Origin of the sequence: Novosphingobium sp. KN65.2 (genome assembly GCF_001368935.1) — a bacterium.
GTDB classification, from domain to species: domain Bacteria; phylum Pseudomonadota; class Alphaproteobacteria; order Sphingomonadales; family Sphingomonadaceae; genus Novosphingobium; species Novosphingobium mathurense.
In genome coordinates this window covers 18,263-42,730 of record NZ_CCBH010000135.1, presented here as the reverse complement: position 1 = coordinate 42,730, position 24,468 = coordinate 18,263, and the positions used below count along the sequence as shown (strand labels likewise).

Sequence of the window (24,468 nt, the reverse complement as noted above, 5' to 3'; positions counted from 1 at the left end):
GAATGGCGGCGAAAGGCAGATCAATGCGCCACCACCGCGTGGCGAGCGAGATGGCTTTCTTCGTCTTCAATCCATTCCCGTGCTTGTGCCGTGCAGGGCGTTTGCCGATCGAAAGCAAAATTGCTGACGTAAAGATCGAGCGAGAAATGCAATGTGCATGCTCTGCCGTCGACGGGTTTCGCCATGACGACGGTCCCGTCGTCTTGCAGCTGGAAATCGCCGTCAGCGATGTCCGTTCCGAGGAGATCAGTCCGCGTGCTGTGCGTGATGGCGTGGCCGTCGTTGGCTACCGAGACTTCATAGCTTTCGATCTCGCGTTCGGTGGCTAGTCCTTCGGCGAGCGCATTATCGAGGCTGGCGGCAGCCTTCAGCACGGCATCTACCTGCGGCAGTCGCGATTGGGCGTAGGCCATGTGCCGGCCTGCCACGATCAGCCCGCCATCCATCGTCATCTCCTCACCGGATTCGTTGTCCCGGATGGCCACCAGGCGCAACCCGAGGATCGGGCCAGACGAGCATTGCTGACGCCAGTCTTCGACATAGGCACCGGAGGGAGCGAACTCGAGAATGCAGTTGCCGATGAACTGGAATGTCGCCGGTTCAGGCCATTGGTTGCCCGGTTGATAGCTGTACGCGATCGCCCATGAGAGCTCCTTGCAGTCCCGATCCCAAATCGTGTCTCCGATCCAGCCCTGTCGCGCAGGGATCGCGGTTGCATCCCCATCGGGCAGTCGCAGGTCGATCGTGAAGCTCCTCGACTGGAACCAGTATACGAGCGTGGTCTCGTCAGTGACGCCCGTGCAGAATGTTATGCTCTTGCGCCGGAAGGCACCCAGCAGATTGCGCGGGAAAGGAAGGTCATCAAGGCCGGTCTCGGGCAATTGCCGCATCAGGTCCACAAGCTTCATGAACCTGCCCGGTCTGTGCGCAGGCCGAAGGAATCGGGCGGCACCGCGTTGGCAAGGACGAGTTCTCCGCAGGCAATCCTGCGTTTAAGATACGCGAAGGTCTGCGCGGTCTGGTTGAAGAGATGCTCCCCGCCTTTCATCGGTGCGTAACGGGGGGCTTCGCCGCGTATGACCGGCGCGACAACGTAATCGTAGTCGCAGGCGTGGAAGAGCGGGAAGGAATAGCGCTCCTCCTTGACCTTCTTCACGCGGTGCCGCGTGGCCATGTAGCGACCGTTGGACAGGATCTCCATCATGTCGCCAATGTTCATGATCATCGCACTCTCGATCACCGGGACATCCATCCATTCACCCTGCTTGTCGAGGATCTGCAGGCCAGGTGCGGTTGCGAAGAGCAGGGTGAAACATTCGTAGTCGGTGTGCGCGCCGATTCCGGGCCGGTCTTCAGCCGCGGCGTCGAGCGGGTAGTGGATCAGTCGCAGTTGACTGGGAGGATGGCGCAGGTGTTGGTCGAGATGGTCTTCCTCTAGGCCGAGGGCCAAGGCAAAGCATCGGAAGAGCCGGTGGCCGATCTCGGTGACGTGTGCATAGTAAGTTTGCACATCTTCGCGAAATCCGGGCATATCGGGCCAGCAATTCGGTCCCAGCAGGGGGCGCCGGTCTTCGGTCAGCGTATAGTCCCAGTTGACATCGTAGGCTTCTTTCAGATCGACGGCGGCGCCGGGGAATTGTTCCTCACCCACCGGCACATACCCGCTGTGGTTCTCGGAATGACCGATATAGCTGGCCATCTTGGTTTCGTGGTCGAGCGCGAAGTACGTCTTCGCCCGGTCAACGAGGCGGCCGAACAGATCGGGATCGAACTGTGCGCCCTTGATGTAGAGAAATCCGGCTTGTGCACAGGCGCGGTCGAGTTCGTGGGCAACGGCCATGCGGTCCTCGATGCGATCGCTGTCCAGCCCGGAGATGTCGACGACGGGAAGGGCTGCTGATGCTGTCATCTCGGCAGGACTATTCTACCACACCCATAGCGGTAGATACGAAGATCAGATGATTTCCATTGATTTTGTCTATGACTTGGCCATCCTGAAGGCTCCGCAAGAGGAATGGGCTATAGGATGAGTGAGCGTACGCCGCTGATCGACAGGAAGTTTGCCAGCCGTGTCGACTGGAACCTGATGCGGACTTTCGTGGATATCGTCCGCGCAGGCGGCATTGGCGCGGCGGCGCGGCAGCTCAACCGGCAACAGCCCAGTATCAGTGCGGCGCTCAAACGGCTTGAGGATCATGTCGGCGTCACGCTGCTCAATCGCACCGCTACCGGCGTCGAAATGACGGCGGCGGGCAAGGCGATGATGGCCTTGTGCGAAGACATGCTGGAATCGGCGCGCATGGTGCCGCACCAGATTGCCCAGGCGACAAAGCGCGTCGAAGGCATCGTTCGCATCCAGATCGTATCGGGTCTCGTCTCGCCGGAATTCGACGAAGCGATCGCCAGCTTCCACCGGCGCAATCCCGCCATTCACATCGAGATCCGCGTTTCGCCCTGGCGACAGGTGCTCGATGCACTGGAGCAGGGCGAGGTCGAGATTGGGGTCGGTTATGACAGTTCCGTTCGCGGCAGCCTAATGTACGAGCCCTTGCTCGTGGAGCGCCAGCAGCTTTATTGCTCCCGCCATAGTCCATATTTCGGCTACCGTGTGGTTCGTCTGGGAGAATTGAAGGACGAGGGTTTCGTTCTCACCGGCGATGACGAGATCGAGCAGATTACCCACTTGCGGCGGCGGTATCGGCTCGGCACCAATGTGCGGGGGCTTGCCGAGGACATCAATGAAGTGCGGCGGCTGATCATACACGGAATCGGCATCGGTTTCCTGCCGGTCCTTGCTGCCGAAAGCGAAGTGGCGGCGGGGCGGCTGTGGCCGATGCTCCACACCGACTTCGAACCGAGCTACGACATATTCCTCCTTGCGCGGACCGAACCGGCTCGCGACACGGCAACCCAGCTGTTCTGGGACGAAGTCATGCGCAGGATCCGTGCTCAGCGCAGGCCATAGCAAAAATCTATGCCTTCCATCGTGAAATAGCGTCTCCCTTCATGACGCGATGCAGCGCAGTGTGGAAACACAAGAATGGAGCTGCGTCATGCAAGCGAGTCTCAAGGATAAGGTCTTCAACCACATTCCGCCCGCGATGATCGCGGTCGTTCTGTTGTTCTGGGCTTTCGGGCCCGCGTCCCTCCTGAAGAGTTCCTGGACTCTTGCCGTCACCTCCCCGCTGATCGTCGTTGCCGTGCTGGCACTGGAATGGGTTCATGAACGCCATGCCGGCTGGCGCATGAACAAGCAGGAATTCCTGACCGACCTCTATTATTCCGTGCTGAGCGCGACGGTGATCGCATGGGCATCGGAAAAGCTTGCGGAAGCTCCACTGATAGCGGCCAAGGCCTCGCTGGGCATCAGCACCCCCTGGGTCGCGCAGATGCCCTGGCTCGCGCAGGTTGCCCTCGCGATCTTCGTTCTCGAATTCGGCCAGTACTGGATGCACAGGCTGATGCACAATTCGACGCCGTTTTGGCTTACCCATGCGCCGCATCACCACATAACCCAGCTCAATGCGGCGAAGGGTGCGGTCGGTAATCCGATCGAGCTGTTCCTGATCAGCCTGAGCGTGCTGGCTCTATTTGACTTCGACCAGACCGCACTTTTTGCGGCCATCAACACGATGGGCGTCATTTCGGTCTTTGCCCATGCCAACGTGCGGGCCGACCCGCCGATCTGGTATTCCTTCTTCTTCACGACGATCCGCCACCACAGCCTGCATCACTCGACCGATTACGAGAGCACCCGCTGCAACTACGGCAACTCACTCATCCTGCTCGACCGCATCTTCGGTACCTATCGCGAAGGTGAGGGCGTACTGGTGGGGCAGGACGATCGCCGGCGCCTGTCGATCTGGGAGCAGACCCTGTTTCCGTTTCAGCCGCTGATCGGCAAGTTCAAGTCGCGCCAGGCCGTGTCTGCCGACGGTGACGAACCGGCTGACGGCGAACGTAACGAGCCACGGGCAACGGCATGACGGAAATGCGCTCCGCCCGGGTCGAAGCAGCGCGAAGCGCGCTGTCCCGTGGGGATCTGGGCGCAACCCATCGCTTCGCCACGACGCTTCTGGCAGAAAATCCCAAGGACGCCGAGGGGCACTTCCTTCTGGGGATCGCGGAATCCAGCACCGGCCGAATCCGGTCGGGTATCCGGCATATCGACCGGGCAGTGACGCTCGATCCGCAAGGCGAGTACTGTGCGAACCTTGCCAAGCTATTCACGATGGTTCGACAGGACGGCGATGCGGCGGTGATGCTTCGGGTCGCGGAGCAGTCACCGCCCGGTGACGCGCTCAGCCGCGACACCATGGGCTGCGTTTATGCACGCCTCGGGGACCACGCCGCAGCGCTAGTCCATTTCTCCGAGGCCGTGCGGCTGGATCCGGAGCATACGGGGTATCGCTACAACGAAGCGACGACGCTCAATTTCCTGGGACGCACCCAAGAGGCAGAAGCTGCGCTTGAGGCGCTGATCGTCCTGTGTCCCGAAGATGCGCGTGCGCACCACCTCCTGGCCGGGCTGCGCAAGCAGTCTCCTGAAAGCAATCACATTGCCCGGCTAGCCGAGATACGCAGTACCGCCCGCTATCCGCGCGACAGGCTGCTTCTTGGCTATGCTCTGGCAAAGGAACTGGAGGACGTCGGACAGCCGGACGAGGCGCTCGATACGCTATGCTCCGTCAACGCAGAACACCGTCGGACCTTGCCGTACACATTCGAAAGGGATGCGGCGTCCTTCGATGCGATCGAGGCGGCGTGGCCGCTCCCCAAAGCAGTGGCGGAGGCAGCGACAGACGCTCCCATCTTCGTAATCGGTATGCCGCGCACGGGAACGACGCTGGTGGACCGTATCCTGTCGTCGCATCCCGACGTCGAAAGCGCCGGCGAACTGCAGGCAATGCCGCTGGCAGTCAAGAAAGCGGCGGGCACGCAAACGCCCACGGTCCTCGATCCCGAAACGATAATGGCTGCGGCTGGCGGGGACATGGCAGAGATCGGCCGGGACTTCCTGCAGCGCGCGAGTCATCACCGTCGCAATTCCAGCCTTCGCTTCACCGACAAGTTTCCGGGCAACTTCCAGTACCTGGGTTTCATTGCACGGGCGCTTCCGGCAAGCAGGATCGTCTGTCTGCGGCGGCATCCGATGGACACGGTACTCAGCAATTTCCGCAATCTCTTCGCGGTGACTTCGCGGTACTACGACTACAGCTACGACCTGCTCGACATCGCCGCCTACTATGTTCGCTTCGACAGGCTCATGGGCCTGTGGCGCAAAGTCCTGGCCGACCGCCTCCTCGAGGTGCGCTACGAAGATCTGATCGCCGGCCAGGAAGGCGAAACCCGCAGGATCCTGGCCCATTGCGGGTTGGATTGGGACGAAGGCTGCCTGTCGTTCCACACCAACAGCGCGCCGGTCTCGACCCCAAGTGCGGCACAGGTTCGCCAACCCCTCTACGCCAGTTCTGTCGCCCGCTGGAAGCGCCATTCGCAGGTTCTCGAACCCGTGCGGCGCTTCTTCGAAGACGCGGGCATCGCCATCGACTGACGAACAGGAGGTCTTTGCACAATGACGATACATCGCATCCGTAACGCACTGGCCCTGACCGCCATCCTTGCCGCCGGGATTTCAACACCGGTCCTGGCTGAACCCCAGACGCGGCTTGTCGACTGCGAGGCGGGATCGTGCCTGCTCGTCACCGGTCGCCGGGGCGACGCGGGTTCGGTAGTGCGCATCAACGGTCATGCCGTCGCCGCCCAGGGCGGACGTCAATGGCGGGTGAGCCTGCCGGTCGAGACATTGCGGGATTGGTCGGCACCATACGCGCGGACGATTACGGTATCGGTCGCCGACATGCCTTCACAGGCCACTCTGCCGATTGGGCTACTTGGCCATGTAAACAATCTCGATCACCTGGTGGTGCGCATGAAGTAATAAACAGAAGGGTTTCTAGTAATAAAGTAACAAATTTCCCTTCTATATTGAAAGTTTCGTCTTCTGGTCCTATGTATGCGGCAGTCGCCGTAGAGCGGCGCTCGTTCTACGTACAGGAGATGATGATGAAGATTGGCCTGGCGGTTCTCGCCACTTTCGCTTTTGCGACCTCGGCATATGCCGCCCCCGCCGCAAATCCCTTTGCCAAGGATCAGGCTGTTCTGAACCTCAAGGGCATCGACCTTGCGACCTCAGAAGGCCAGGCGCGCCTTGCGATCCGTATGGACCAGGCAGCGCGTGCCGTTTGCGGTGATCGCCTGGCCGGTGTGCACCTTGCTTTGGAAGCCAAGGCACAGGAATGCCGTTCTGCGGTAATTGCCGATGTTCGCTCGCAGATTGAAGCCCGCTCGGCAATGGCTCCGGCGTCGGACCGTCTCGCGTACAACCGCTGACGAAGCCTCGTTCCGCAGCCCGGTTTCCTGGGCTGCGGACCGTTCATTTTTCTGGCGTTTCCAGCTCTTTCGGCTTCGGCCACCAGGTCAGGGTGTGCTTGTCATGAGCCGAAGTCCAGAGGCCCGCGCGGGTATAGCGCAAGGCCCCGCTGCCTTCGGCCTTCCCTATCCGCGCACTTACCGTCAGTGATTGCGGATCGATCACGGCGAAAGTCTGGTCCTCAGTGGTGCGCAGCCACACCTTGCCGCCGCCCGTGTCGATATCACCCCATTTAAGAACCTCGCCCACCTTGACGCGGCCGGTCACTTCACCCGTGATCGGGTCGATACGCGCCACGGTGCCGTCGCCCTGTTCCTGAACCCAGACGGCCCCTGCACCGGCGGCGAGAAAGCCCGGCTGTTTTCCCAGCGCGGTGCGCTTCACCACCGTATTGGTTTGTGGGTCGATGCGCTGGATAGACTGGCCTTTGGCACTGACCGCCCATACCGATCCATGCCCATAGGCTAGATACCAGGTTCCCGGATCGACCGGAATCGTCGCGACAACCGTGTTGGTGGCGGGATCGATGCGCGAAACCTTGCCCGTTTCGTTATCGCTGGCGATCCAGATCGAACCGGCGCCCGCGACCACATTGAGTTCGCCATCCCGGTTGGCGATCCCGGTAGAAATCGTTGAGATCTTTCTGGCGGCGCGTGTGTCGATCCGGACAAGTGCGTTCTCTTCGCAATCTGCAACCCAAAGCGATCCGACCATGATCGTCATGGCGCCGCAGGGTTTGGACATGGCGACTTCGGCCAGCTTGCCCTTGCGCGACCAGCGCTCTACCCGTCCGGCATTGGTCGCCCACACGCTCTTTCCATCGATTGCCAGGAAGTCGGCGAAGCCGGGGACTTCGATCACCTCCGCCTCGTGCGCCTGCGCGGCAAGCGGTAGCGAACCGAGGCTTGTGGCCAGGAGTGTGGCCAGTATCGGAACCTTGCGCATGATCAGCCCTGCCTTGCGATGAAGGCGCGCCAGCCGCCAAGTTCCGTGATGTCTTCGGCGCCGGTAAGCGCGCGAGGTTCTGCGACGAAGCCCTTGACGCTGCTGCCGTCGGAGAGAGTCACCGTGCCGATTGCGAGCGGGGCGGGCACTTCAACCACGAAGCCGCCGAATTCTGCCACGTCCAGCTCGTAAACCTCGACCGCGATCTCTGCGCCATCGGTGCTGTGCACCAGCGCGGGCTTGGGTGGGACGCTGTCTGCCATGGCGTAGAGCCGGTAAGAGGGAGCGGTCTGGAAGGCGCCGACGAAACTGGCATTGCGCGATGTGAGCTGCCAGTGCAGAGGCATGTCCTTGAGGTGGGCGCCCACGACGGCGAGTTTTACGGTCTGCATTTTGCCCTCCAGGTCGAGCGGTGGTCGTTGCGGCAGATCGGCCGCCGCGAGATAGGATTCGGCCGCGTCCAACAGGGCGCGGTCGGTATCGGCAGGGCCGATCAGGGTCACGCCGAAGCCTGTTGCATTGTCACGAATACCGGCCGGAACGGCGACGGCCGCCATGTCGAGCAGGTTCACGAAATTGGTGTAGAAACCCAAAGCGCTGTTGAGCGCGACCGGGGCAGCCAGAAGTTCGGAAACGCGATAGGTCGTGCCGACAGTCGGGAAGACCAGCATGTCGATGCCTTCCCAAAGCAGGTCCGCATGGCGCTTCAACTCCGCCATGCGGTAGATGCCGTTGAATAGTTCCACAGCGGACATGTTCAGACCGGGTTCGACCACTTCGCGCACAGTCGGATCGATGGCTTGGGGATTATCGGCAAGGATAGTGGCGATCGCAGCGGTCCGTTCAGCCACCCAGGGACCGCCGTAGAGCAACTGCGCAGCTTCCTGAAACGGAGTCATGTCGATCTCGACGATCTCGGCCAGTCCCGATAGGGTCTCGAGCGCGTGATCGAATAAGTACTCGGACTGGCTGTCGCCGAACCAGACGCGTTGCTCTCGGCGAGGCACGCCGATCGTCTTGCGTTCCAGCGTCCGGTTAGCCAACGACTTCGAATAGGGATCGGCTGCATCGAAGCCGGCGATGATACCGTCCACCAGCCGGGCATCGGCCACGTCGTCGGTGAAGACGGTGATGCAGTCGAGCGTGCGGCAGGCTGGCACCAAGCCCTTGTTGCTCCAGCGGCCCTTGCTGGGCTTGAAGCCGATCAGATGCTGGAACGCGGCGGGCACGCGGCCCGAACCTGCCGTGTCGGTGCCCAGTGCGAAGGGCACCAGCCCCGCTGCCACGGCGACGGACGAGCCCGAACTCGAACCGCCGCTGACGTAAGCCAGGTTATAGGCATTGCGCGGGGCGCCATAGGGGCTGCGCGTGCCATTGAGGCCCGTAGCGAACTGGTCGAGGTTCGTCTTGCCGATGCAGATCGCACCGGCTTCGGCAAGTCGCTCGATCACCGTAGCGGACCGCTCGGGTCTGTAGGCGAAGGCAGGACAGGCCGCCGTCGTTTCGAGTCCCGCGACGTCGATGTTGTCCTTCGCTGCGAAGGGGACGCCGGCCAGCGGCAGCACTTCCCCGGCTTCCACCCGGGCATCTATGGCGCGTGCTGCTTCAAGGAGCGCATCTTCGCTCAGGCGGCTGATCCAGACTTGCGGCTGGATTGCATCATAGGCAGCAAGGCGCGCGAGCGTTTCCCTCGCCACTGCGACGGCGCTGATGCGTCCGGTGTTGACGTCGGACGCGATTGCGGTGGCGCTGAGGCGATCCAGCACGATCAGGCCCCCTCTTTTAGCGCAAGCATCGGTGCGCCGGGTTGCAGGGCCTGCCGCTCCTGTACGTAAATTGCCGCAATCGTTCCGGCACCGGGACTTTGCACTGCACACTCCATCTTCATGGCTTCGATGATCGCGATTGTATCGCCCGCCTGTACTTCTTCGCCCGCGCTGACCAGCAGCTTCCAGACGCTGCCACCGAACGGGGCCTCGATCAGCGTTGCTCCGTCAGGCAGGTCGATTGCTGCAGGTTGTGTGGGCTCGGCTTCGGCGGTGTCGGCGATGCGGTCGAACTCGCCGCTGCGCTGCCATTCGGCCCGCTCTTCGTCGAACGCGCTCTGTCGGCGTGCCTCGAATTCGGCAATGGCGTCCGCATTCTCGGCCAGGAAGGCGCGATAATCGGCCAGGCGGAATTCGGATTCCTCGATCCGGATCGACCGGCGACCGCTGGGAAAGTCCCGCCGCCATTCCACCAGTTCGTCGGCGCTTATCGGATAGAAGCGGATCTGGTCGAAAAAGCGCAGCAGCCAGGGTTTGCCCTCGATGAAAGCGTCGGTCTGGCGGTGCGTGTTCCACACTTGTATGGTGCGACCGAAGAGCTGGTAGCCGCCGGGGCCTTCCATCCCGTAGATGCACATGTACGAGCCGCCGATGCCCACGACGTTCGGCGGCGTCCAGGTGCGGGCCGGGTTATACTTGGTAGTGACCAGTCGATGTCGCGGATCGACTGGTGTCGCCACTGGTGCGCCCAGATAGACATCGCCCAGACCCATGACGAGGTAGTTCGCCTCGAAGATCAGGTTCTCCACCGCGGCAGCATCGGGCAGGCCGTTGATGCGGCGAATGAACTCGATGTTGTCCGGGCACCACGGCGCGTCGTCGCGTACGGCACCCATGTACTTCTGGATTGTCTCCAGCGTTGCCGGATCGCGCCAGCTCAGCGGCAGGTGGACGATCCGCGACGGGATGGTGAAGTCGGCGAGATCGCCCAACCGCTCTTCCGCCGCGATCAGTTCTGCCAGCGCGGTTTCTTGGTTCAGTACTTCGCCGTCGAAGTGCACCTGAAGCGATCGAATGCCCGGGACTACGTCGACGATGCCGGGCAGGGCGAGCCGTTCCAGCTCGGTCATCAGGGCGTGAACGCGGATGCGCAGCTCGATGTCGAGCACGATCGGACCGTATTCGACAAGGATGTTGCGATCGCCTTGCTGGCGATAAACGGTGCGCGGCCGGACGGCGCTTTCCTCGATTTCGGCAAGGATCGGAGAGAGTTCCGTGATCGGGCGAGCGTTGATCGGGCTATGAGCGACGCCCTCGGCGAGCAGCCGTCGCTGGGCCTTGTCGGTCGCAATGGCGTCTTCAAGTGCGATCGGGGTGAAGCGCAGCTTGTCGCCGGGCGAAAGCTGGCCGATCTTCCAGCGGTCGGCTGCGATGACCACGAAGGGGCACACGAAGCCGCCCAGCGAGGGCCCGTCCGGTCCCAGGATGATCGGCATGTCGCCGGTAAAGTCGACTGCGCCGATGGCGTAAGGATTGTCGTGGATGTTGGACGGGTGGAGCCCCGCTTCACCGCCGTCCGTGCGCGCCCACTTCGGCTTGGGGCCAACGAGGCGAACGCCGGTGCGATTGCTGTTGTAGTGGACCTGCCACTCAACCGCGACGATCTCTTCGATATCTTCGTCCGTGAAGAAATCGGGGGCGCCATGCGGGCCATAGAGGACGCGAACGGTCCATTCCTTGGGAAGATCGGGCAGCGTAATTTCGGGCAGAGGCGTGTCTGTCGTCCCATCGCCCAGATGCAGCGTGTCGCCCGCCAGCAACCGGCGCGCGGCGTGGCCGCCGAACTGACCGAGTTCGAAGGTGCTCCGGCTGCCGAGATAGGGCGCGATGTCGAGCCCGCCGGCAAAGAGGATGTATCCGCGCATGCCGCCGCCTGACAGGCGGCCCGTGGCGAGTGTCTGCCCTGCCTCGACCTCGATCGCCCGACCGCGCGGAACCGGATTGCCGTCGAGAGTCGCGCCGAAGTCGGCGCCGGTCAGGCAGATGCGGGCGGGCGCGCTGAACGTCAGGGTCGGACCGGTGATTGTCATTTCCAGCCCGGCGGTCCCCTCGGGATTACCTAGGAGCCGGTTACCGAGGCGGAACGACTGATCGTCCATCGGGCCTGATGGCGGAACGCCGACGGCCCAGAGCCTTTGCCTGCCGGGCCAGTCCTGTACGGTTGTTGCGGTGCCGCCGCTGACGACGCGGATGCAGCGCGGATTGAACGCAATACCTTCCAGCACGCGGGTCGAAACTTCGCCGCTGACGAAAGCCTCGCTGCGAACCACGTCGCGCAGCCAGCGCAGGTTCGTCTCGATTCCGTCGACCCGGCACTTGTCGAGCGCATCCTGCATGGCAATGATGGCCTCGGCCCTGCTCGGCGCATGCACGATCAGCTTGGCCAGCATCGGATCGTACCAGATGGACACGGTCGAGCCTGCCATGATCCAGGTTTCGGCCCGGATATCGTCGGGGAATTCGACCGAGGTCAGGGTGCCCGAGGTGGGGCGATAGTCCAGGGCCGGATCTTCGGCATAGAGACGCACCTGCACCGAATGCCCGCTGGGCTGGGGTGGCTCGGCATCGAGGAACGAGAAGTCGCCGGCGCCGCCGCGGATCATCCATTCGACGAGGTCCAGTCCCATGACCTCTTCGGTTACGCCGTGTTCGACCTGGAGACGGGTGTTCATCTCGAGGAAGAAGAACTCTTCGCGCTCGGCGTCATAGAGGAATTCGACCGTACCGGCAGAGCGATAGTTCGCGGCTTCGCCCAAGCGGGTTGCTGCGGCGATCAGCTCGGCGCGAACCTTGGCCGGCAGGAGCGGGGCCGGGGCTTCCTCCACCACCTTCTGATTGCGTCGCTGGAGCGAGCAGTCGCGCTCGCCGAGGGCGCGGATGCGTCCCTCGCCGTCACCGAAAATCTGCACCTCGATATGGCGTGCACGGCGGATGTAGCGTTCGAGGAAGATCCCGGCGTCGCCGAAATTGCTCTGTCCCTGGCGGGCCACTGCGGCGAAGCCGTCGCGCACGGCTGCCTCGTTCTCGCAGACCCGCATGCCGATACCGCCGCCGCCTGCTGTTGCCTTCAGGATTACCGGGAAGCCGATCTGGCGGGCGGCCGCAGCCGCTTCCTCCTCGTCGGTCAGCAGGTCGGTGCCAGGCGCCAGCGGTACGTCATGTGCGGCAGCCAGTGCGCGGGCGCTGTGCTTCAGGCCAAAGGTGCGAATATTGTCGCAGGTCGGGCCGATGAAGACGATCCCTGCTTCAGCGCAGGCTTCGGCGAACTCGACGTTTTCGGCGAGAAAACCGTAACCGGGGTGAATTGCGCCCACACCGGTTTCCTGCGCGGCTTTCAGGATGGCGGCGATGTCGAGGTAACTTTCCGATGCACGGGCCGGGCCGATGCATACGGCCTCGTCGGCTTCGGAAACGTGCAGCGAGCCCTCGTCAGCTTCCGAATAGACGGCAACCGAGCGCAGCCCCATGCGCCGCAGCGTGCGGATGATGCGCGTGGCGATCGCGCCGCGATTGGCGATCAGGACGGTGTCGAACTTCATGCGTTGGCAACGATCATGCGCACGGGGGTGGGGTTGAAGCCGTTGCATGGATTGTTGATCTGCGGACAGTTGGAAACGACGACGATGACGTCCATCTCGGCACGCAGGTCAACGCTCAGCCCCGGGGCGGAGATGCCATCGACTATGCCCAACGACCCGTCAGCCTCCACCGGCACGTTCATGAAGAAGTTGATGTTGGAGACGATGTCGCGCTTGCCACGTCCTTCGCGCAAGTTGGCTTCCAGAAAGTTTTCGACGCAGGCATGTTCCGCCTTCGTGTGGTGGCCATAGCGCAAGGTATTGGACTCGCACGAGCATGCGCCGCCGATGGTATCGTGATATTCGACAGAAGTGCCCGTGATGGTCATCATCGGGCGCCCTTCATTGGAACGCAGAACCGTGCCTTCGCGCAGAAACAGGTTGCCCTGCGCTGCGACAGTGTCCTGCGCGCTGTAGCGCTCGGTATCGTCCTGTGCCGAATACAGCAGGAAATCTACCGCCTGGTTGCCCTCGAGATCCACGATGCGCAAAGTCTGGCCTGCCGCGATGTGGTGCAGCCACGGTGCCCGCGCGGGTACGATCACGTCGTGCGCGACGGTGCCGGGAAGATCGGAAAGGTGGGGATCGACGCTCATGCGATGCTGTTCCTGTCAGCGGCGGAAATAGTCTTCGACGTTTTCGAAGGCGCGTAGACCTTCGGGCGTCGCGATGCGGATGGGGTCGTTCTCGGGTGTGAGAGGGCCGCGCCATGCGGTCGCGCGTAGCGGTGTGATGCTCCAGTCTTCGCGCGGGTCGAGCACATGCGGACAGTTCGCGATCACGACGGTCACATCCATCTCGGCGCGCAGGATCAGGCTGCGGCCCGGCTCGAAGGGGCCGATGAGCGGTGTGATCGTGCCGTCGGTCTCGATCCGGACGCCCTTGAACAGATTGATGCACGGGTGGATGTCGCGTCGCTGCAATCCGTGCTTCGCGGCGGCCAGGAGGAAACGGTCGCGGCCATTGGGATAGGGGCCGCTGTTGCTGCCGTCGCCATATCTGGCGCCGTTCGTCGCGGCATTGGAGGTTCCGCAGAATGCATCGTGGGTGCCGGCGCCGTCGGAAACGAAGCTCATCAGCACGCGTCCCATGTCCGAAAGCAGCAGCTTGCCCTCGCCAAGATAGGCGTTCCACTGCACTTTCACGGTATCGGCAACGTTAAGACGCTCACTGGGCATCTCGGCATTGAAGATCAGCAGCGAAGCGCAGGCGTCTCCCTTGAGATCGATCAGCCTGAGACGCGATCCGCGGGTCAGACGGCGTGAGGCGTATCCGCCTGCGGCGATCGTTTCTTCCCACAACAGGTCTTGCGCAGAGACGCCTTCCTGCAGGTCTTCGGCGACGGGGGGCAGCATCGGCATGGCTTCGACTACCGTGCCCGCCATGCCGCGCGCGTGGTCGCGGGCGGCGAGAGGATTCGCAAGGGTCTCGGTCATGCGGTTTCTTCCGTTTCCTGTTCGTAGAGTGGGGGCAGGAGTGCGGTCGTTGTGACGAGCTGGAGTTGCTGCACTCCGCGCACCCGGCGCAGCGCGTCGCACAGTTCTTTCAAGAGCGAGGCAGGTCCCTGTACCAGCAGGACCTCGAGCGACTGATCGTCCTCCAGGAATACATGCTGGGAAGAAATGACTTCCTTGAGGTAATCGGCCTGGGTCTGGGCAAGCTGGTGCCGCACGCGGCCGCGATCGCCGCGATAGACGATGGTAATGGTGCCGGCCAGCATCTCGTCCGGGCGGGTATAGGCCTCATGCTCGGCAAGTGCATGGCGGATGAGTTCGGCAATGAGCTGCGAGCGGGAGGGCAGACCGCGCTCCTCGACCATCATGTCGAGCTGCCTGAACAGATCGCCGGGAAGGCTCATACTGAGCCTCGCCAGATTCGATGTTTCGTTAGCCATGTCCAATCCTCTCCTTGGCACTCAGCGGGTCTTCGATCGAGACCGCAGCGTCTTCTTCCGGCTCTTCATGCGTCCTGCGCAGCGGCAGATCGTAGACGGCGGTCGCGCCGAAGCGGTGCGGTGCGTGTGGATCGTGTCGGCGCTTGTCGAGTGCGAGTACCCGCGTTCCTAGGGTGAATGCTTCGCGGATGTCGTGCGTAACCATGATGATCGTCAGCGAATAGTCATGCCAAAGCCGGGTGATCAGGCCGTGCATGTCGGCGCGTATGCCCGGATCGAGCGCGCCGAAGGGTTCATCGAGCAGCAGGATTCGGGGGCGCTTGATCAGCGCTTGGGCGATCGCCAGGCGCTGTTGCATGCCGCCCGACATCTGCGCGGGATAGAGGTGTATCGCATCGCCGAGGCCGACAGCACTCAGCATCTCGGTCGCTTCGTTTTCGGCTGCGCGCCGCGCACCGCCGAACAGCCGGGCCGACAGGGACGCCTTCTCGCATTCGATGCCGAAGACCGTATTCTGCAGGGCGGACAGATGGGGAAAGACCGAGTAGCGCTGGAATACCACCCCGCGATCCGGCCCGCATTCGGGTGCAAGCGGCGTTCCATCAAGCAGGATTGTCCCCCGCGTCGGCACTTCCTGACCTAGGATCACACGTAGCAGGCTGCTCTTGCCGGCACCTGACGGGCCGATGATCGACACAAAGGAGCCAGCCTCAATCTGGAGATCCACTTTCTCCAGGACGATCTTGTCGCCGTATTCGACCCAGATGTCGCAGAGACTGAGAAGCGCGCTCAATGGCTTGCTCCATGTGCCCAGGGGTAGAGTTTCCGGCTCGCAAAGACGAGCGCTGCGTCCATCGTGATTGCCAGTAAGGCGATCCAGGCCACGTAGGGGATGATGACGTCCATCGAGAGATAGCGGCGAACGAGGAATATTCGGTAGCCAAGGCCGACATCGGAAGCGATCGCCTCGGCTGAGATCAGGAAAACCCAGGCCGGTCCCAGCGACAGGCGGACCGCGTGGAGAAGGCGCGGCATGGCCTGCGGCAGGGCTACGCGGATCATGATCTGCCACGAGCTTGCGCCCAATGTCTGGGCCTTGATGATCTGCTCGCGCGGCAGGGCGGCGACATGCGCGGTGATGTCACGCACCATGACCGGCGCGATGCCAATGATGATCAGGGCGATCTTCGCCATCTCTCCCAGGCCCAGGGCAATGAAGAGGATCGGCAGAAGCGCGATCGGCGGGATGACTGCAATCCCGGTCACGAGTGGGCCGAGCGTCGTGCGTACCGGCGGCAGGACGCCGAGCACAAGGCCGAGCACAAGCGCGACGACCGTTGCAATGCCAAGGCCGATGCCAAGGCGTTGCAGGCTTGCCATGGAATCCGCCCAGAACAGGAGCTGTCCGGTCAACTGGTCGGGCTGGAAAAGCAGGGTGGAAAGGGCCCGGGCCATGCCGCTGGGCAGGGGCAGGACCTTGTCCATCGGATTGACCGAGTGACGCTGCGCTGCAAGGAAGATGTAGAGCAGAACCAGGAACAGGATCGGGAGGGCCCCTAGCAGGATGCCTTCGCTCCGGCGGACGTTTCTATTCACCCAGCGCATATTGTCACACCAGCATCATCGGGGAAGAACACGGTCCGGTCAGAGCTTTCCATCCGCCGCCATTTTCATGAAGCTTTCGTCGAAGCGCAGCGTGACCCGGCCCGGATCGCCGAGCGTCTTGCCGCCCGGGAAGCTCATGCCGATCTCGTCGGCCGACGACGCCCCTTTGAACAGGCCATGCGAGAAACTGAAATTACGGACTTGCGTCATCGTCTGAACGAGCGCCGGCGAGGAGGTTGCTGCCAAGGCCGCCTTCGGGTCCGAATAGAGGTAAGTCGTCGCGAGCTGGCCGTCGAAGACTTCCGCGGTCGTCCCGGCAAGCTTGGCCATAGCAGCGCGAGCCGCCTTGCCCTCGGCATTCTGCCGTTTGATCAGGGCCATTGTTTCGTACCAGATGCCGGTGAGCGCCTTGCCGAGGTTTGGATTGGCCTTGAGGGTATCGGTGTCCACCACCAGCAGGTCCAGGATCTCGCCGGGGATCAGCGCGGAGCTGAACACTTCCTTTACCCCGGGCTGCTCTTTCATGACGGAGAGCTGGGGGTTCCAGGCGACCGCCGCGGTCGCATCGGGGCTGCTGAAAGCGCCGACAATGTCGGCATCTGAGGTATTCACGGTCTTGACGTCGGTGGGCTTCATGCCGCCTTTTTCGAGCGCACGCGCAAGAAGGTAATGTGAAACCGAAAGCTCCACGAGATAAACCTGGCGCCCCTTGATCGCGCTGAGCTGGTCCGCCCCCTTGAGCAAAATACCGTCGTTGCCGTTTGAGTAATCGCCGACGATGATGGCGCTTGTGTCCTTGCCGCCTGCCGCCGGGATGGTGAGGGCATCCATATTGGTCACGGTTACGCCGTCGAACTTGCCGGCCGTGTATTGATTGACCGATTCCACGTAGTCGTTGACCTGTACGACGTTGATCTTGATGCCGTACTTGTCAGCCCACTTCTTCACAATGCCGGCCTGCTGCGCATAGGGCCATGGCATCCACCCGGCGTAGATCGACCAGCCGATATTGAATTCGGTGCGGGCTTGCGGTGGGGTGCCCGCTCCGGGCGAACAAGAGACCGCAAGAAGCGTTCCGGCCAACAATGCGATCCTGCTGGATCTGACGAATGACATGACCATGATTCGATCCCCTTTCGCAATGCAGCATCATCGAGAAGCTAGCGCTTGTCCATCGAAAAATATTACCAAACAAATTTTATGTAATACCAAATGACCGCGGTCTCGAATGGAAGGCCGATTTCACTTCCAGTCCGGCTGGCTAAGTCGATGAGGATTCCTGCCGAAAAAATCCAAGAAAGACGTATACATTCGCCAAGTTTCGGCTTGTAGACAAGTTCAGATGGCAAAATTGCGAATCGGATCGCGCAATGCCGTCGCTTGGTTGGCAGGCGTTGCAGTCGAAGCTGGAGTCCACCCTTTTGTTGCAAAGTTTCTCGCATGTAAAACCGCCGAATTGTGCGGTGCAATGCAAAATCGATTCATACTGAGCAACTGCAAAATTATTACGCTTGACGACTTGCGTAATATCCATACCGTATGCCGTGCCGTTCATTGAAGCGGCGAATATCAAGGGGCAATCCTGACGGCGTCGTGCCGGCTTGAAGTGAGGGTTCGTGGATTGAAGACTGGCCTTCGGTCATTCCCCGTCCGGGGATTTGTCGGTCGTAATGCGCACGCTTGTGTGTGCAGGGTATTCTGGTCTGCAAATCGATCCACAGGTTGCCTGTCAGGAATACAACGGCGCAAGTTTTCCGCGTCGCGATTAGACCGCCACCGAGTACGGCGAAGTTATCGAATACCAAGTATGACCGGCCATTATCGGACCGGAAAGGCGCCGGCCTAGCCAGAGCGTCAACGGAGGGGATGTCACTTGAGGCTCAATGGCAAGGGGGTCGGAGTGACTATGAAATTGTTTCGCACTACATTGCTTGGCGCTACCTTTCTCATGGGCGTCGGCACCACTTCGGCCTTTGCGGAAGGTGCAGCGGCAGACGGTGAAACGGGCGGCGATATCGTCGTAACGGCCACGCGTCGCGCAACCTCTCTGCAGGACGTGCCGATCAATATAAGTGCCGTCGGCGAGGAGCAGCTTTCCCGCAAGCGTATCGACGACGTTCGCGATCTGGCGGACTTCACGCCCGGCATGACCATCTCCGACACGGGACCTGGGTCGACTGGAACGATCGTGCTGCGCGGTCTAAACGCTTCGGATGTGGATTCGACCGGGGCCTCGTATGATGACGCGCTGGGCATGTATCTGGGTGAGGTCCCTCTCTATTACGACTTCAAGCTGCTTGACATTGCGCGCGTTGAAACGCTGCTGGGGCCGCAGGGCACGCTATATGGCCTTGGTACGCTGGCTGGCGCCATTCGCAACATCCCCAATCGGCCGAATACGGACACGATCGAAGGCGAAGTGCATGGCCGTTTCTACGGCAAGCAGCATAGCGGTAAGCTCGGATATCAGGTCGACGGTGTCATCAATATCCCAATCGTCACGGATCACGTCGCGTTCCGTTCGGCCACAGGATATTTCTACGATCCCGGCTTCATCGACTATCCTCTTCTGCTCCAGGAACCGGGCGTATCGCTTCCGCAGCCCAGCGGGCCTGACGGAGTGACCGACGCGGACTATGCGGCGAACCTGAAGAAGCGTAGGGATCTCAATTTCGAGAAGACTTTCACAACCCGCAACCAGTTGCTTGTCCAGTTCAGCGAAGACCTGAAGGTGAACTTCACCTATGCGTACCAACGGACCAAGACCGACGGTGGACAGTACAACAGCGACGGTGTTCTCGGCACCGGCAAGTATGAGAGTGCCGGTCGTTACATCGAGCCGGTGAACCGCCATGCGCATCTCGGCAGCATGGAGGTAAACGCCAATCTCGCCGACATCGCCGATCTGGTTGCGACCACCGCGTACACCAATGTGCGCAACCGCACCCAGTCGGACAATACCGATCTCCTTTTGGACCTTGATTACGGTTACGAGACGTTCCCGGCCTTTTCGAGCTGGAATGAGGCCGACGATCACCGCAAGCAGTTCAATCAGGAAGTGCGTTTCGTTTCGCGCCATGGAGGCCCGTTCAGCTGGGTCCTTGGAGGCTTTTACAACGAGCAGAAGCGCCAGCGCGACTATATCGAGCATGTGCCCAATCATCCCTGGGTTGAGTTCGGAACGCAGCCCAATCCTGACGAAGTCGAATACGCGTCCTTCGTGAAGTCCAAAGTGACCGAGAAGGCGGTCTTCGGCGAAGGCACGTTCCGCGTGACACCTGCCTGGCAGGTCACGGCTGGTGTGCGCTATTTTGGATATACGTCGAACATCAAGGGGCTTTCGGTGCTCCCTCTGCTGGGAGACCCGGTCAGCCCATATGATCTGGAGCCTGCCGGTGGCAAGACGAAGAAGAGTGGTTGGGTCTGGAAATTCAACAGCTCCTACAATTTCACGCCTGACCTCATGGTCTATGCGACCTACAGCAAGGGCTATCGCATCGGCGGTCCGAACACGGTCGCACCTTGCATCCTGCCGCTGGATCCCACGCAGCAGAACGTCTGTGCACTGCCCAATGAAATCCAGTACGGCCCGGACACGACCAAGAATGCTGAGATCGGCGTTCGCGCGCAGCTTTTCGACCGCAAGTTCAATTTCAATTTCAACGTATTTCAGATCAAGTGGAGCGGCATCCAGGTCGATTCCGCTACGTTGAACGGAATTGTCGGCATCACGGTGAATGGCGGCAAGGCCAAGTCGCAAGGCTTTGAAACCTCGTTCCAGGCTCTTCCTTTTCCCGGTCTGTCGATCCAGGGAACCTTTTCCTACGTCGATGCCAAGCTGACCGAGGACGTGCCGGGTATCATTACCATCAACGATCCGGCGGGGACCTATCCGAGTAATCCGATCCAGCTGGATGCTCTGGATGGCGATCGCCTTCCCGGTTCGGCGAAGCACAGCGGAAGTCTTGGGACGACCTACACCATGCCGGTCATGGACGGGAACCTCGTGGCCGACTGGACGGCGACCTATCGCGGAAATGTCGTCACGCGCCTCGGCTGGGATCGTGCCTATGGCGACAAGCTGCCCAGCTATGTGCTGCACCGCGCCTCTCTGAGCTACGAGACCGACCGGTACAGCATCGGCCTGTTCGCGAACAACATCTTCGACAAGTATGCTGTGGCCTCGGTCTCCAATGACCGCTCGCGTGTCGGCCTTAACGATGGCGTCCTGCTGCGCTACTATAAGCAGACGGTCATTAACCCGCGGACCTTCGGCATCGAATTTCGGTACAAGTATTGATCTGGTATGGGTGGGGCGCTGTTCCGAAAGGTCGGCGCCCCACCCAGTTGAGATCGGATTGAGGTCATCCGTCGGGCGAAATCGTATCTCCTCCGCGATCCCGAAGGGCCAATTGCGCATTCTATCGAGAGAGGCAAAAGGCAATGGTACTTTCAGCCGCCTTCAGACGATCGCTCGGCCTCGCTATGGCCGGTGCACTTGTCGCCGGTTCGGCCTCCAGTGCCCATGCGGGCACGCCAGCGCCGCGGCTCTTCAAGGAGCGGTGGATAGACGGCGCCTTGCCGCAAGAGCCCTTGGCTCAGGTGCAGGCGCTCGACGAAGATACCTTCGTTATCCGCCAGTCGATCAAGACCAATTTCGAGGCGCCGTTCCTCTACCTGATATTCGGACGCGACAAGGCGCTGCTGATCGATACGGGAGCACAAGGGGGCCAGCTCAGGCCGGTGGTCGACCGTTTGGTCACCGCATGGTTGGCTGCAAAGCGACGCAGCGACATTCCGCTTGTCGTTGCGCATAGCCACAGCCATGGCGACCATGTCGCAGGCGACGGGGCGTTCCAGGATCGTCCCGAGACGGTTGTCGTCGGGCTCAAGGCAGCGGACGTCGCCGAATTTTTCGGCGTGGCGAACTGGCCGGATGGGATTGCAACGTTCGATCTCGGTGGCCGAGCGCTCAGCATCATCCCTACGCCGGGCCACCAGAAGGCAGCGATCGCGGTTTACGATCCCCGGCTGCAGATCCTTCTGTCAGGCGACACGATATACCCCGGCAGGCTCTATGTTCCGGTCAACTTCTTGGCCGAGGAGCGCGCGAGCATCGATCGGCTTGCCGCATTTGCCGCAAGGCATCGCATACGCGCGTTGCTCGGCGCGCATATTGAAATGACAGTGGAGCCCGGACGTGATTACGCGCAGGAGGTGCTTGAGCACCCGGCGGAGCATGTCCTCGAAATGCCGGTCGAGACTATCGGGGCTTTGCAGGATGGCCTGAAGTCCAACCTGGACGTTCCCGAGCAACCTCAGGTCCATGACCATTTCATCGTCTATCCCGTCGCCGCTCGAACCGATTGAGCGTGCTGTTCTTCCGATTGCGATTGCGCCCGCTCATGCTCCCATGAGAGAGCCCGTTTGAATTGTAGAACGCAGGGTCCAGTCTCTCGGCAAGCGTCCTGAGCTACTCCAAATGGGTGTCCGTTTCCCTCCAAGCCCTGGCCGCATCCAGCAGGTGGATGACCTCATCGTCCTCTGTCTGGTCGAACTTGCGATAATGCATGCCGACGGCATGAAAGGGTGAGGGCGTGGCCAGGCAGATCACCTCGTCGCACAGCTCGCGGAATTCGGGGAGGACGTCAGCCGGGGCCAGCGGAACCGCCAGAATGATCCGCGAGGCGCCGACTTTGGCGAGGCCCTTGAGCGCGGCGCGGACCGTGCCGCCCGTGGCGATCCCGTCATCGACGAGGACAACCGTGCGTCCTGCCAGCGCCATCGGAGGCCCGGTGCGATAGAGGGCGCGGCGCCTCTCGATTTCGGCAAGCTGTCTGGCGATCTGCATGTCGATATAGTCGCGGTCTGCGCCGACCATGCCGGCCATGGCCTCGTCTATGACGATTTGCGGTGATGCCCCGTCGACAAGGGCTCCAATGCCGTATTCCTCGTGACCCGGCGCGCCGATCTTGCGCACCATCAGGATGTCGAGCGGTGCGCCAAGCGCCTTCGCCACTTCGAAGCCCACCGGAACGCCGCCACGCGGCAAGGCGAGGATGACCGGATCCTTCAGGTCGAGCGCTGCGACGGCCTGCGCCAACGCTGCTCCGGCATCTTTTCGGTCGGCAAACCCGGAACGAGCGGTCATCGCGCTTCTCCCAAGTGGTGTCGGAACCACAGGCTCGCGAGCGTGACGACCTGATCGAGCGTGCCCGGTTCCTCGAACAGATGTCCGGCGCCCGGAACGATCGCCATGTCCTTCTCGCAGGTCAGGACATCGTAGGCCGCGGCATTGAGATCGATGACGATGCCGTCCAGTTCGCCGACGACCAGCAGCGTGGGGGCCAATACAAGTGGCAGCACGTCCACTCCGGCAAGGTCCGGACGACCGCCGCGCGAGACGATGGCGGCAATACGCGGATCTTCGGCAGCGGCACGCAGCGCCGCACCGGCACCGGTGCTGGCGCCGAAATAGCAGGGCCGCAGGTCGCTTGTCTCGGGATGATCGCGGGCCCAGTCGGCAGCAAGGCGCAGGCGGTTGGCCAGCAGGGCAATGTCGAACACGTTACGGCGATCGTGCTCCTCCTCCGGTGTCAGCAAGTCGAGCAGGAGCGTTGCCAGACCGTCATCGCGCAGCCGCGCCGCGACGTAGTTGTTGCGCGGGCTCAGCCGGCCGCTGCCGCTGCCGTGGGCGAAGATGACGAGACCCCTGGCTTCCGCCGGTACGCCCAGAATCGCGGCCAGCGCATGGTGGCCGATCCGCACTTCCCTGAGCCCGGTGGAAGGGAGCGGCGCAGTCATAGCCCAAAGGGCCAGGTTTCCGGCACGCCGTGCGGGCGTTCATGCCCCAATGGCGTGACGGCCCTGGTCTGTTCGAACCAGACGAAGGCATCGAACTGGTCGGCCAGGACGGACTCGAAGTAGTGGCTCGCGCGCTCGGTCTCGGGCCGGTAGACCACCCCGATCGCCCTTTCGAGCAGGGTCTGGGAGAGCATCTCGATCAGTTGCGGATCCTTGTGACCGCACCACTGCGTCAAGCTGCGGGCGTGCCCGGTCCGACGAAAGGCGGCTTCCCAACTGTCGTCGCGGGCCGGACGAACCTGCATTACCCGCATGTCAGCGCCCCAGTCGGAGGCCGCTGCGACAGTGCCGCGATCGGTGCCAAAGCCGATCAGCACCGCTTCGTCGCCGAAGGCGGCCCGGCACAGTTCGCCGATGTTGAATTCTCCGTGCCAGCCCATGGCCGTCGCCGAGGCGTTGCCGACATGCGAGTTATGCGCCCAGATGACGGCACGCGCATCTTCGCGATGGGCCATCAGCCTGAGGAGCGTATCGAACATGTGGCGGTCGCGTTGGTTCCAGCTTGCCGCGGAACCGCGGTACATGGCGCGATAGTATTGCTCTGCGGCGCGCACGATGCGCGCGTTCTGCTCGGCATCGAAGAACGCTTCGCCGTCCTGGCGGATATAGGCCATCCGCTCGGATAGCAGCCCTTCGAGCTGCATCACCACGGCATCCTCACAGCCGCGCAGGGTGCCATGCTCCACCGCGCGGCCATAATGCTGCGGCTCGTCCTCCCAGGGCATGAGGCAGGCATATCGGCGGCGCGCCTCGGTCGCCGCTGCCGTGTCGTGCGCGTCGAGATAGGCAATTACCGCATGGATCGACTCGCCCAGCGAATAGACATCGAGGCCGTGGATACCGGCGCGGTCCTCCTCGGGGAGCGATTCGTTATGGCTCCGCAGCCAATCGGCAAAAGCCAGCACTTCCTCGTTGCGCCACATCCAGGTAGGGAAGCGAACGAAGGGCTCTCCCTTGCGCGGGCGAGGGGCGCGGTGCCGGGCGTAGGCATCGATCCGGGCTACGTCCGGCCAGTCGCCTTCGACGGCCACGATGTTGAAACCGTGTTTCTCGATCAGCCGCCTGGTGATCGCGGCACGCGCGGCATAGAATTCGTGACTGCCGTGGGTCGCTTCTCCCAGCAGCACGACCCGCGCATCGGCGAAGCACTCGAAGGCGTCGGCAAAATGCGGTGCATCGGGGCTCGGCAGGACGTGCGCCGCATGGCGCAGCGCCTGGAGAAAGTCGGCTTCGTTTACCGTTATCCTGCTCTGGATCGTCATGATGCGACTCCCGGCAATCGTACGGTCTGGATAGGATGATGCGCCTGCGCCATGCATTGAT

Annotated in this window: 21 protein-coding genes; 7 read left to right on the top strand and 14 right to left on the bottom strand. The window is 62.0% G+C overall.

Annotation, left to right across the window (positions count from 1 at the left end; translation table 11 throughout):
• Window positions 1-20: 20 nt before the first annotated feature.
• Window positions 21-908 (bottom strand): hypothetical protein, encoded by an 888-nt coding sequence (locus SPHV1_RS05840; protein ID WP_054945102.1) that lies wholly within the window; start codon window positions 906-908, stop codon window positions 21-23.
• Window positions 905-1,909, bottom strand: a complete 1,005-nt coding sequence (locus tag SPHV1_RS05835; protein ID WP_054945101.1) for an isopenicillin N synthase family oxygenase — start codon at window positions 1,907-1,909, stop codon at window positions 905-907. Before SPHV1_RS05835 ends, SPHV1_RS05840 begins: the two co-directional genes overlap by 4 nt.
• A gap of 117 nt (window positions 1,910-2,026) precedes the next feature.
• Between SPHV1_RS05835 and SPHV1_RS05830 the strand changes: the two genes are divergently transcribed.
• From SPHV1_RS05830 to SPHV1_RS05810, 5 genes are all read left to right on the top strand, one after another.
• Window positions 2,027-2,965: a LysR family transcriptional regulator gene (locus tag SPHV1_RS05830; protein ID WP_054945100.1), complete on the top strand. Its 939-nt coding sequence runs from the start codon at window positions 2,027-2,029 to the stop codon at window positions 2,963-2,965.
• An 88-nt stretch (window positions 2,966-3,053) separates the two neighbouring features.
• Window positions 3,054-3,986 carry a sterol desaturase family protein gene (locus tag SPHV1_RS05825; protein ID WP_054945099.1) on the top strand — a complete coding sequence of 311 codons (933 nt, stop codon included), beginning with the start codon at window positions 3,054-3,056 and terminating at the stop codon, window positions 3,984-3,986.
• On the top strand, window positions 3,983-5,554 hold the full coding sequence (locus SPHV1_RS05820; RefSeq protein ID WP_054945098.1) for a tetratricopeptide repeat-containing sulfotransferase family protein: 1,572 nt from the start codon (window positions 3,983-3,985) through the stop codon (window positions 5,552-5,554). The genes SPHV1_RS05825 and SPHV1_RS05820 overlap by 4 nt, the downstream gene beginning before the upstream one ends.
• A 21-nt stretch (window positions 5,555-5,575) precedes the next feature.
• On the top strand, window positions 5,576-5,941 hold the full coding sequence (locus SPHV1_RS05815; RefSeq protein ID WP_054945097.1) for a hypothetical protein: 366 nt from the start codon (window positions 5,576-5,578) through the stop codon (window positions 5,939-5,941).
• Window positions 5,942-6,066: 125 nt separating this feature from the next.
• Window positions 6,067-6,393 carry a UrcA family protein gene (locus SPHV1_RS05810; RefSeq protein ID WP_197277660.1) on the top strand — a complete coding sequence of 109 codons (327 nt, stop codon included), beginning with the start codon at window positions 6,067-6,069 and terminating at the stop codon, window positions 6,391-6,393.
• Between the two features lie 43 nt (window positions 6,394-6,436).
• Here the strand turns inward: SPHV1_RS05810 and SPHV1_RS05805 are convergent, their stop codons facing one another.
• From SPHV1_RS05805 to SPHV1_RS05765, 9 genes are read right to left on the bottom strand one after another with little or no spacing between them, the layout of a single operon-like run.
• The gene (locus SPHV1_RS05805) at window positions 6,437-7,378 is read right to left on the bottom strand and encodes a YncE family protein (protein WP_054945096.1); all 942 of its coding nucleotides are present in this window, start codon (window positions 7,376-7,378) and stop codon (window positions 6,437-6,439) included.
• 2 nt (window positions 7,379-7,380) lie between these two features.
• Window positions 7,381-9,150 (bottom strand): allophanate hydrolase, encoded by a 1,770-nt coding sequence (gene atzF, locus SPHV1_RS05800; RefSeq protein WP_054945161.1) that lies wholly within the window; start codon window positions 9,148-9,150, stop codon window positions 7,381-7,383.
• Entirely contained in the window at window positions 9,147-12,743 is a 3,597-nt protein-coding gene (gene uca / locus SPHV1_RS05795; RefSeq protein ID WP_054945095.1) for an urea carboxylase, read from the bottom strand. The genes atzF and uca overlap by 4 nt, the downstream gene beginning before the upstream one ends.
• Window positions 12,740-13,378, bottom strand: coding sequence for an urea amidolyase associated protein UAAP2 (locus tag SPHV1_RS05790; protein ID WP_054945094.1), 639 nt, complete (start codon window positions 13,376-13,378; stop codon window positions 12,740-12,742). Before SPHV1_RS05790 ends, uca begins: the two co-directional genes overlap by 4 nt.
• Window positions 13,379-13,393: 15 nt before the next feature.
• On the bottom strand, window positions 13,394-14,218 hold the full coding sequence (locus SPHV1_RS05785; RefSeq protein WP_054945093.1) for an urea amidolyase associated protein UAAP1: 825 nt from the start codon (window positions 14,216-14,218) through the stop codon (window positions 13,394-13,396).
• A complete protein-coding gene (locus SPHV1_RS05780) occupies window positions 14,215-14,676 on the bottom strand; it encodes a CopG family ribbon-helix-helix protein (protein WP_054945092.1) in 462 nt (153 codons plus the stop codon). Before SPHV1_RS05780 ends, SPHV1_RS05785 begins: the two co-directional genes overlap by 4 nt.
• Window positions 14,669-15,469 carry an ATP-binding cassette domain-containing protein gene (locus SPHV1_RS05775; protein WP_054945091.1) on the bottom strand — a complete coding sequence of 267 codons (801 nt, stop codon included), beginning with the start codon at window positions 15,467-15,469 and terminating at the stop codon, window positions 14,669-14,671. Before SPHV1_RS05775 ends, SPHV1_RS05780 begins: the two co-directional genes overlap by 8 nt.
• On the bottom strand, window positions 15,466-16,281 hold the full coding sequence (locus SPHV1_RS05770) for an ABC transporter permease (protein WP_054945090.1): 816 nt from the start codon (window positions 16,279-16,281) through the stop codon (window positions 15,466-15,468). The genes SPHV1_RS05775 and SPHV1_RS05770 overlap by 4 nt, the downstream gene beginning before the upstream one ends.
• 39 nt (window positions 16,282-16,320) lie before the next feature.
• The gene (locus tag SPHV1_RS05765) at window positions 16,321-17,403 is read right to left on the bottom strand and encodes a putative urea ABC transporter substrate-binding protein (protein ID WP_054945089.1); all 1,083 of its coding nucleotides are present in this window, start codon (window positions 17,401-17,403) and stop codon (window positions 16,321-16,323) included.
• Window positions 17,404-18,187: 784 nt separating this feature from the next.
• On the opposite strand from SPHV1_RS05765, the gene SPHV1_RS05760 reads away from it, so the two are divergent.
• Window positions 18,188-20,581 carry a TonB-dependent receptor gene (locus SPHV1_RS05760; RefSeq protein WP_054945088.1) on the top strand — a complete coding sequence of 798 codons (2,394 nt, stop codon included), beginning with the start codon at window positions 18,188-18,190 and terminating at the stop codon, window positions 20,579-20,581.
• 143 nt (window positions 20,582-20,724) lie between these two features.
• Window positions 20,725-21,651, top strand: a complete 927-nt coding sequence (locus SPHV1_RS05755) for an MBL fold metallo-hydrolase (RefSeq protein WP_054945087.1) — start codon at window positions 20,725-20,727, stop codon at window positions 21,649-21,651.
• Window positions 21,652-21,754: 103 nt separating this feature from the next.
• On the opposite strand, the gene SPHV1_RS05750 is transcribed toward SPHV1_RS05755, so the two are convergent.
• The 3 genes from SPHV1_RS05750 to SPHV1_RS05740 are packed head-to-tail and all read right to left on the bottom strand — an operon-like array spanning window position 21,755 to window position 24,407.
• Entirely contained in the window at window positions 21,755-22,432 is a 678-nt protein-coding gene (locus tag SPHV1_RS05750) for a phosphoribosyltransferase (RefSeq protein ID WP_054945086.1), read from the bottom strand.
• Entirely contained in the window at window positions 22,429-23,085 is a 657-nt protein-coding gene (locus SPHV1_RS05745) for a dienelactone hydrolase family protein (protein ID WP_054945085.1), read from the bottom strand. Before SPHV1_RS05745 ends, SPHV1_RS05750 begins: the two co-directional genes overlap by 4 nt.
• A complete protein-coding gene (locus SPHV1_RS05740; protein WP_054945084.1) occupies window positions 23,082-24,407 on the bottom strand; it encodes an erythromycin esterase family protein in 1,326 nt (441 codons plus the stop codon). The genes SPHV1_RS05745 and SPHV1_RS05740 overlap by 4 nt, the downstream gene beginning before the upstream one ends.
• Window positions 24,408-24,468 lie beyond the last annotated feature (61 nt).

Excerpts from the sequence above, each read along its gene's own strand:
- SPHV1_RS05780 (WP_054945092.1), bottom strand. The coding sequence starts at position 14,676 with ATGGCTAACGAAACATCGAATCTGGCGAGGCTCAGTATGAGCCTTCCC.
- SPHV1_RS05810 (WP_197277660.1), top strand. The coding sequence starts at position 6,067 with ATGAAGATTGGCCTGGCGGTTCTCGCCACTTTCGCTTTTGCGACCTCG.
- SPHV1_RS05790 (WP_054945094.1), bottom strand. The coding sequence starts at position 13,378 with ATGAGCGTCGATCCCCACCTTTCCGATCTTCCCGGCACCGTCGCGCAC.
- SPHV1_RS05815 (WP_054945097.1), top strand. The coding sequence starts at position 5,576 with ATGACGATACATCGCATCCGTAACGCACTGGCCCTGACCGCCATCCTT.
- SPHV1_RS05820 (WP_054945098.1), top strand. The coding sequence starts at position 3,983 with ATGACGGAAATGCGCTCCGCCCGGGTCGAAGCAGCGCGAAGCGCGCTG.
- uca (WP_054945095.1), bottom strand. The coding sequence starts at position 12,743 with ATGAAGTTCGACACCGTCCTGATCGCCAATCGCGGCGCGATCGCCACG.
- SPHV1_RS05805 (WP_054945096.1), bottom strand. The coding sequence starts at position 7,378 with ATGCGCAAGGTTCCGATACTGGCCACACTCCTGGCCACAAGCCTCGGT.
- SPHV1_RS05740 (WP_054945084.1), bottom strand. The coding sequence starts at position 24,407 with ATGACGATCCAGAGCAGGATAACGGTAAACGAAGCCGACTTTCTCCAG.
- SPHV1_RS05760 (WP_054945088.1), top strand. The coding sequence starts at position 18,188 with ATGAAATTGTTTCGCACTACATTGCTTGGCGCTACCTTTCTCATGGGC.
- SPHV1_RS05825 (WP_054945099.1), top strand. The coding sequence starts at position 3,054 with ATGCAAGCGAGTCTCAAGGATAAGGTCTTCAACCACATTCCGCCCGCG.
- SPHV1_RS05830 (WP_054945100.1), top strand. The coding sequence starts at position 2,027 with ATGAGTGAGCGTACGCCGCTGATCGACAGGAAGTTTGCCAGCCGTGTC.
- SPHV1_RS05765 (WP_054945089.1), bottom strand. The coding sequence starts at position 17,403 with ATGGTCATGTCATTCGTCAGATCCAGCAGGATCGCATTGTTGGCCGGA.
- SPHV1_RS05755 (WP_054945087.1), top strand. The coding sequence starts at position 20,725 with ATGGTACTTTCAGCCGCCTTCAGACGATCGCTCGGCCTCGCTATGGCC.
- SPHV1_RS05835 (WP_054945101.1), bottom strand. The coding sequence starts at position 1,909 with ATGACAGCATCAGCAGCCCTTCCCGTCGTCGACATCTCCGGGCTGGAC.
- SPHV1_RS05745 (WP_054945085.1), bottom strand. The coding sequence starts at position 23,085 with ATGACTGCGCCGCTCCCTTCCACCGGGCTCAGGGAAGTGCGGATCGGC.
- SPHV1_RS05840 (WP_054945102.1), bottom strand. The coding sequence starts at position 908 with ATGAAGCTTGTGGACCTGATGCGGCAATTGCCCGAGACCGGCCTTGAT.
- SPHV1_RS05770 (WP_054945090.1), bottom strand. The coding sequence starts at position 16,281 with ATGCGCTGGGTGAATAGAAACGTCCGCCGGAGCGAAGGCATCCTGCTA.
- SPHV1_RS05750 (WP_054945086.1), bottom strand. The coding sequence starts at position 22,432 with ATGACCGCTCGTTCCGGGTTTGCCGACCGAAAAGATGCCGGAGCAGCG.
- SPHV1_RS05785 (WP_054945093.1), bottom strand. The coding sequence starts at position 14,218 with ATGACCGAGACCCTTGCGAATCCTCTCGCCGCCCGCGACCACGCGCGC.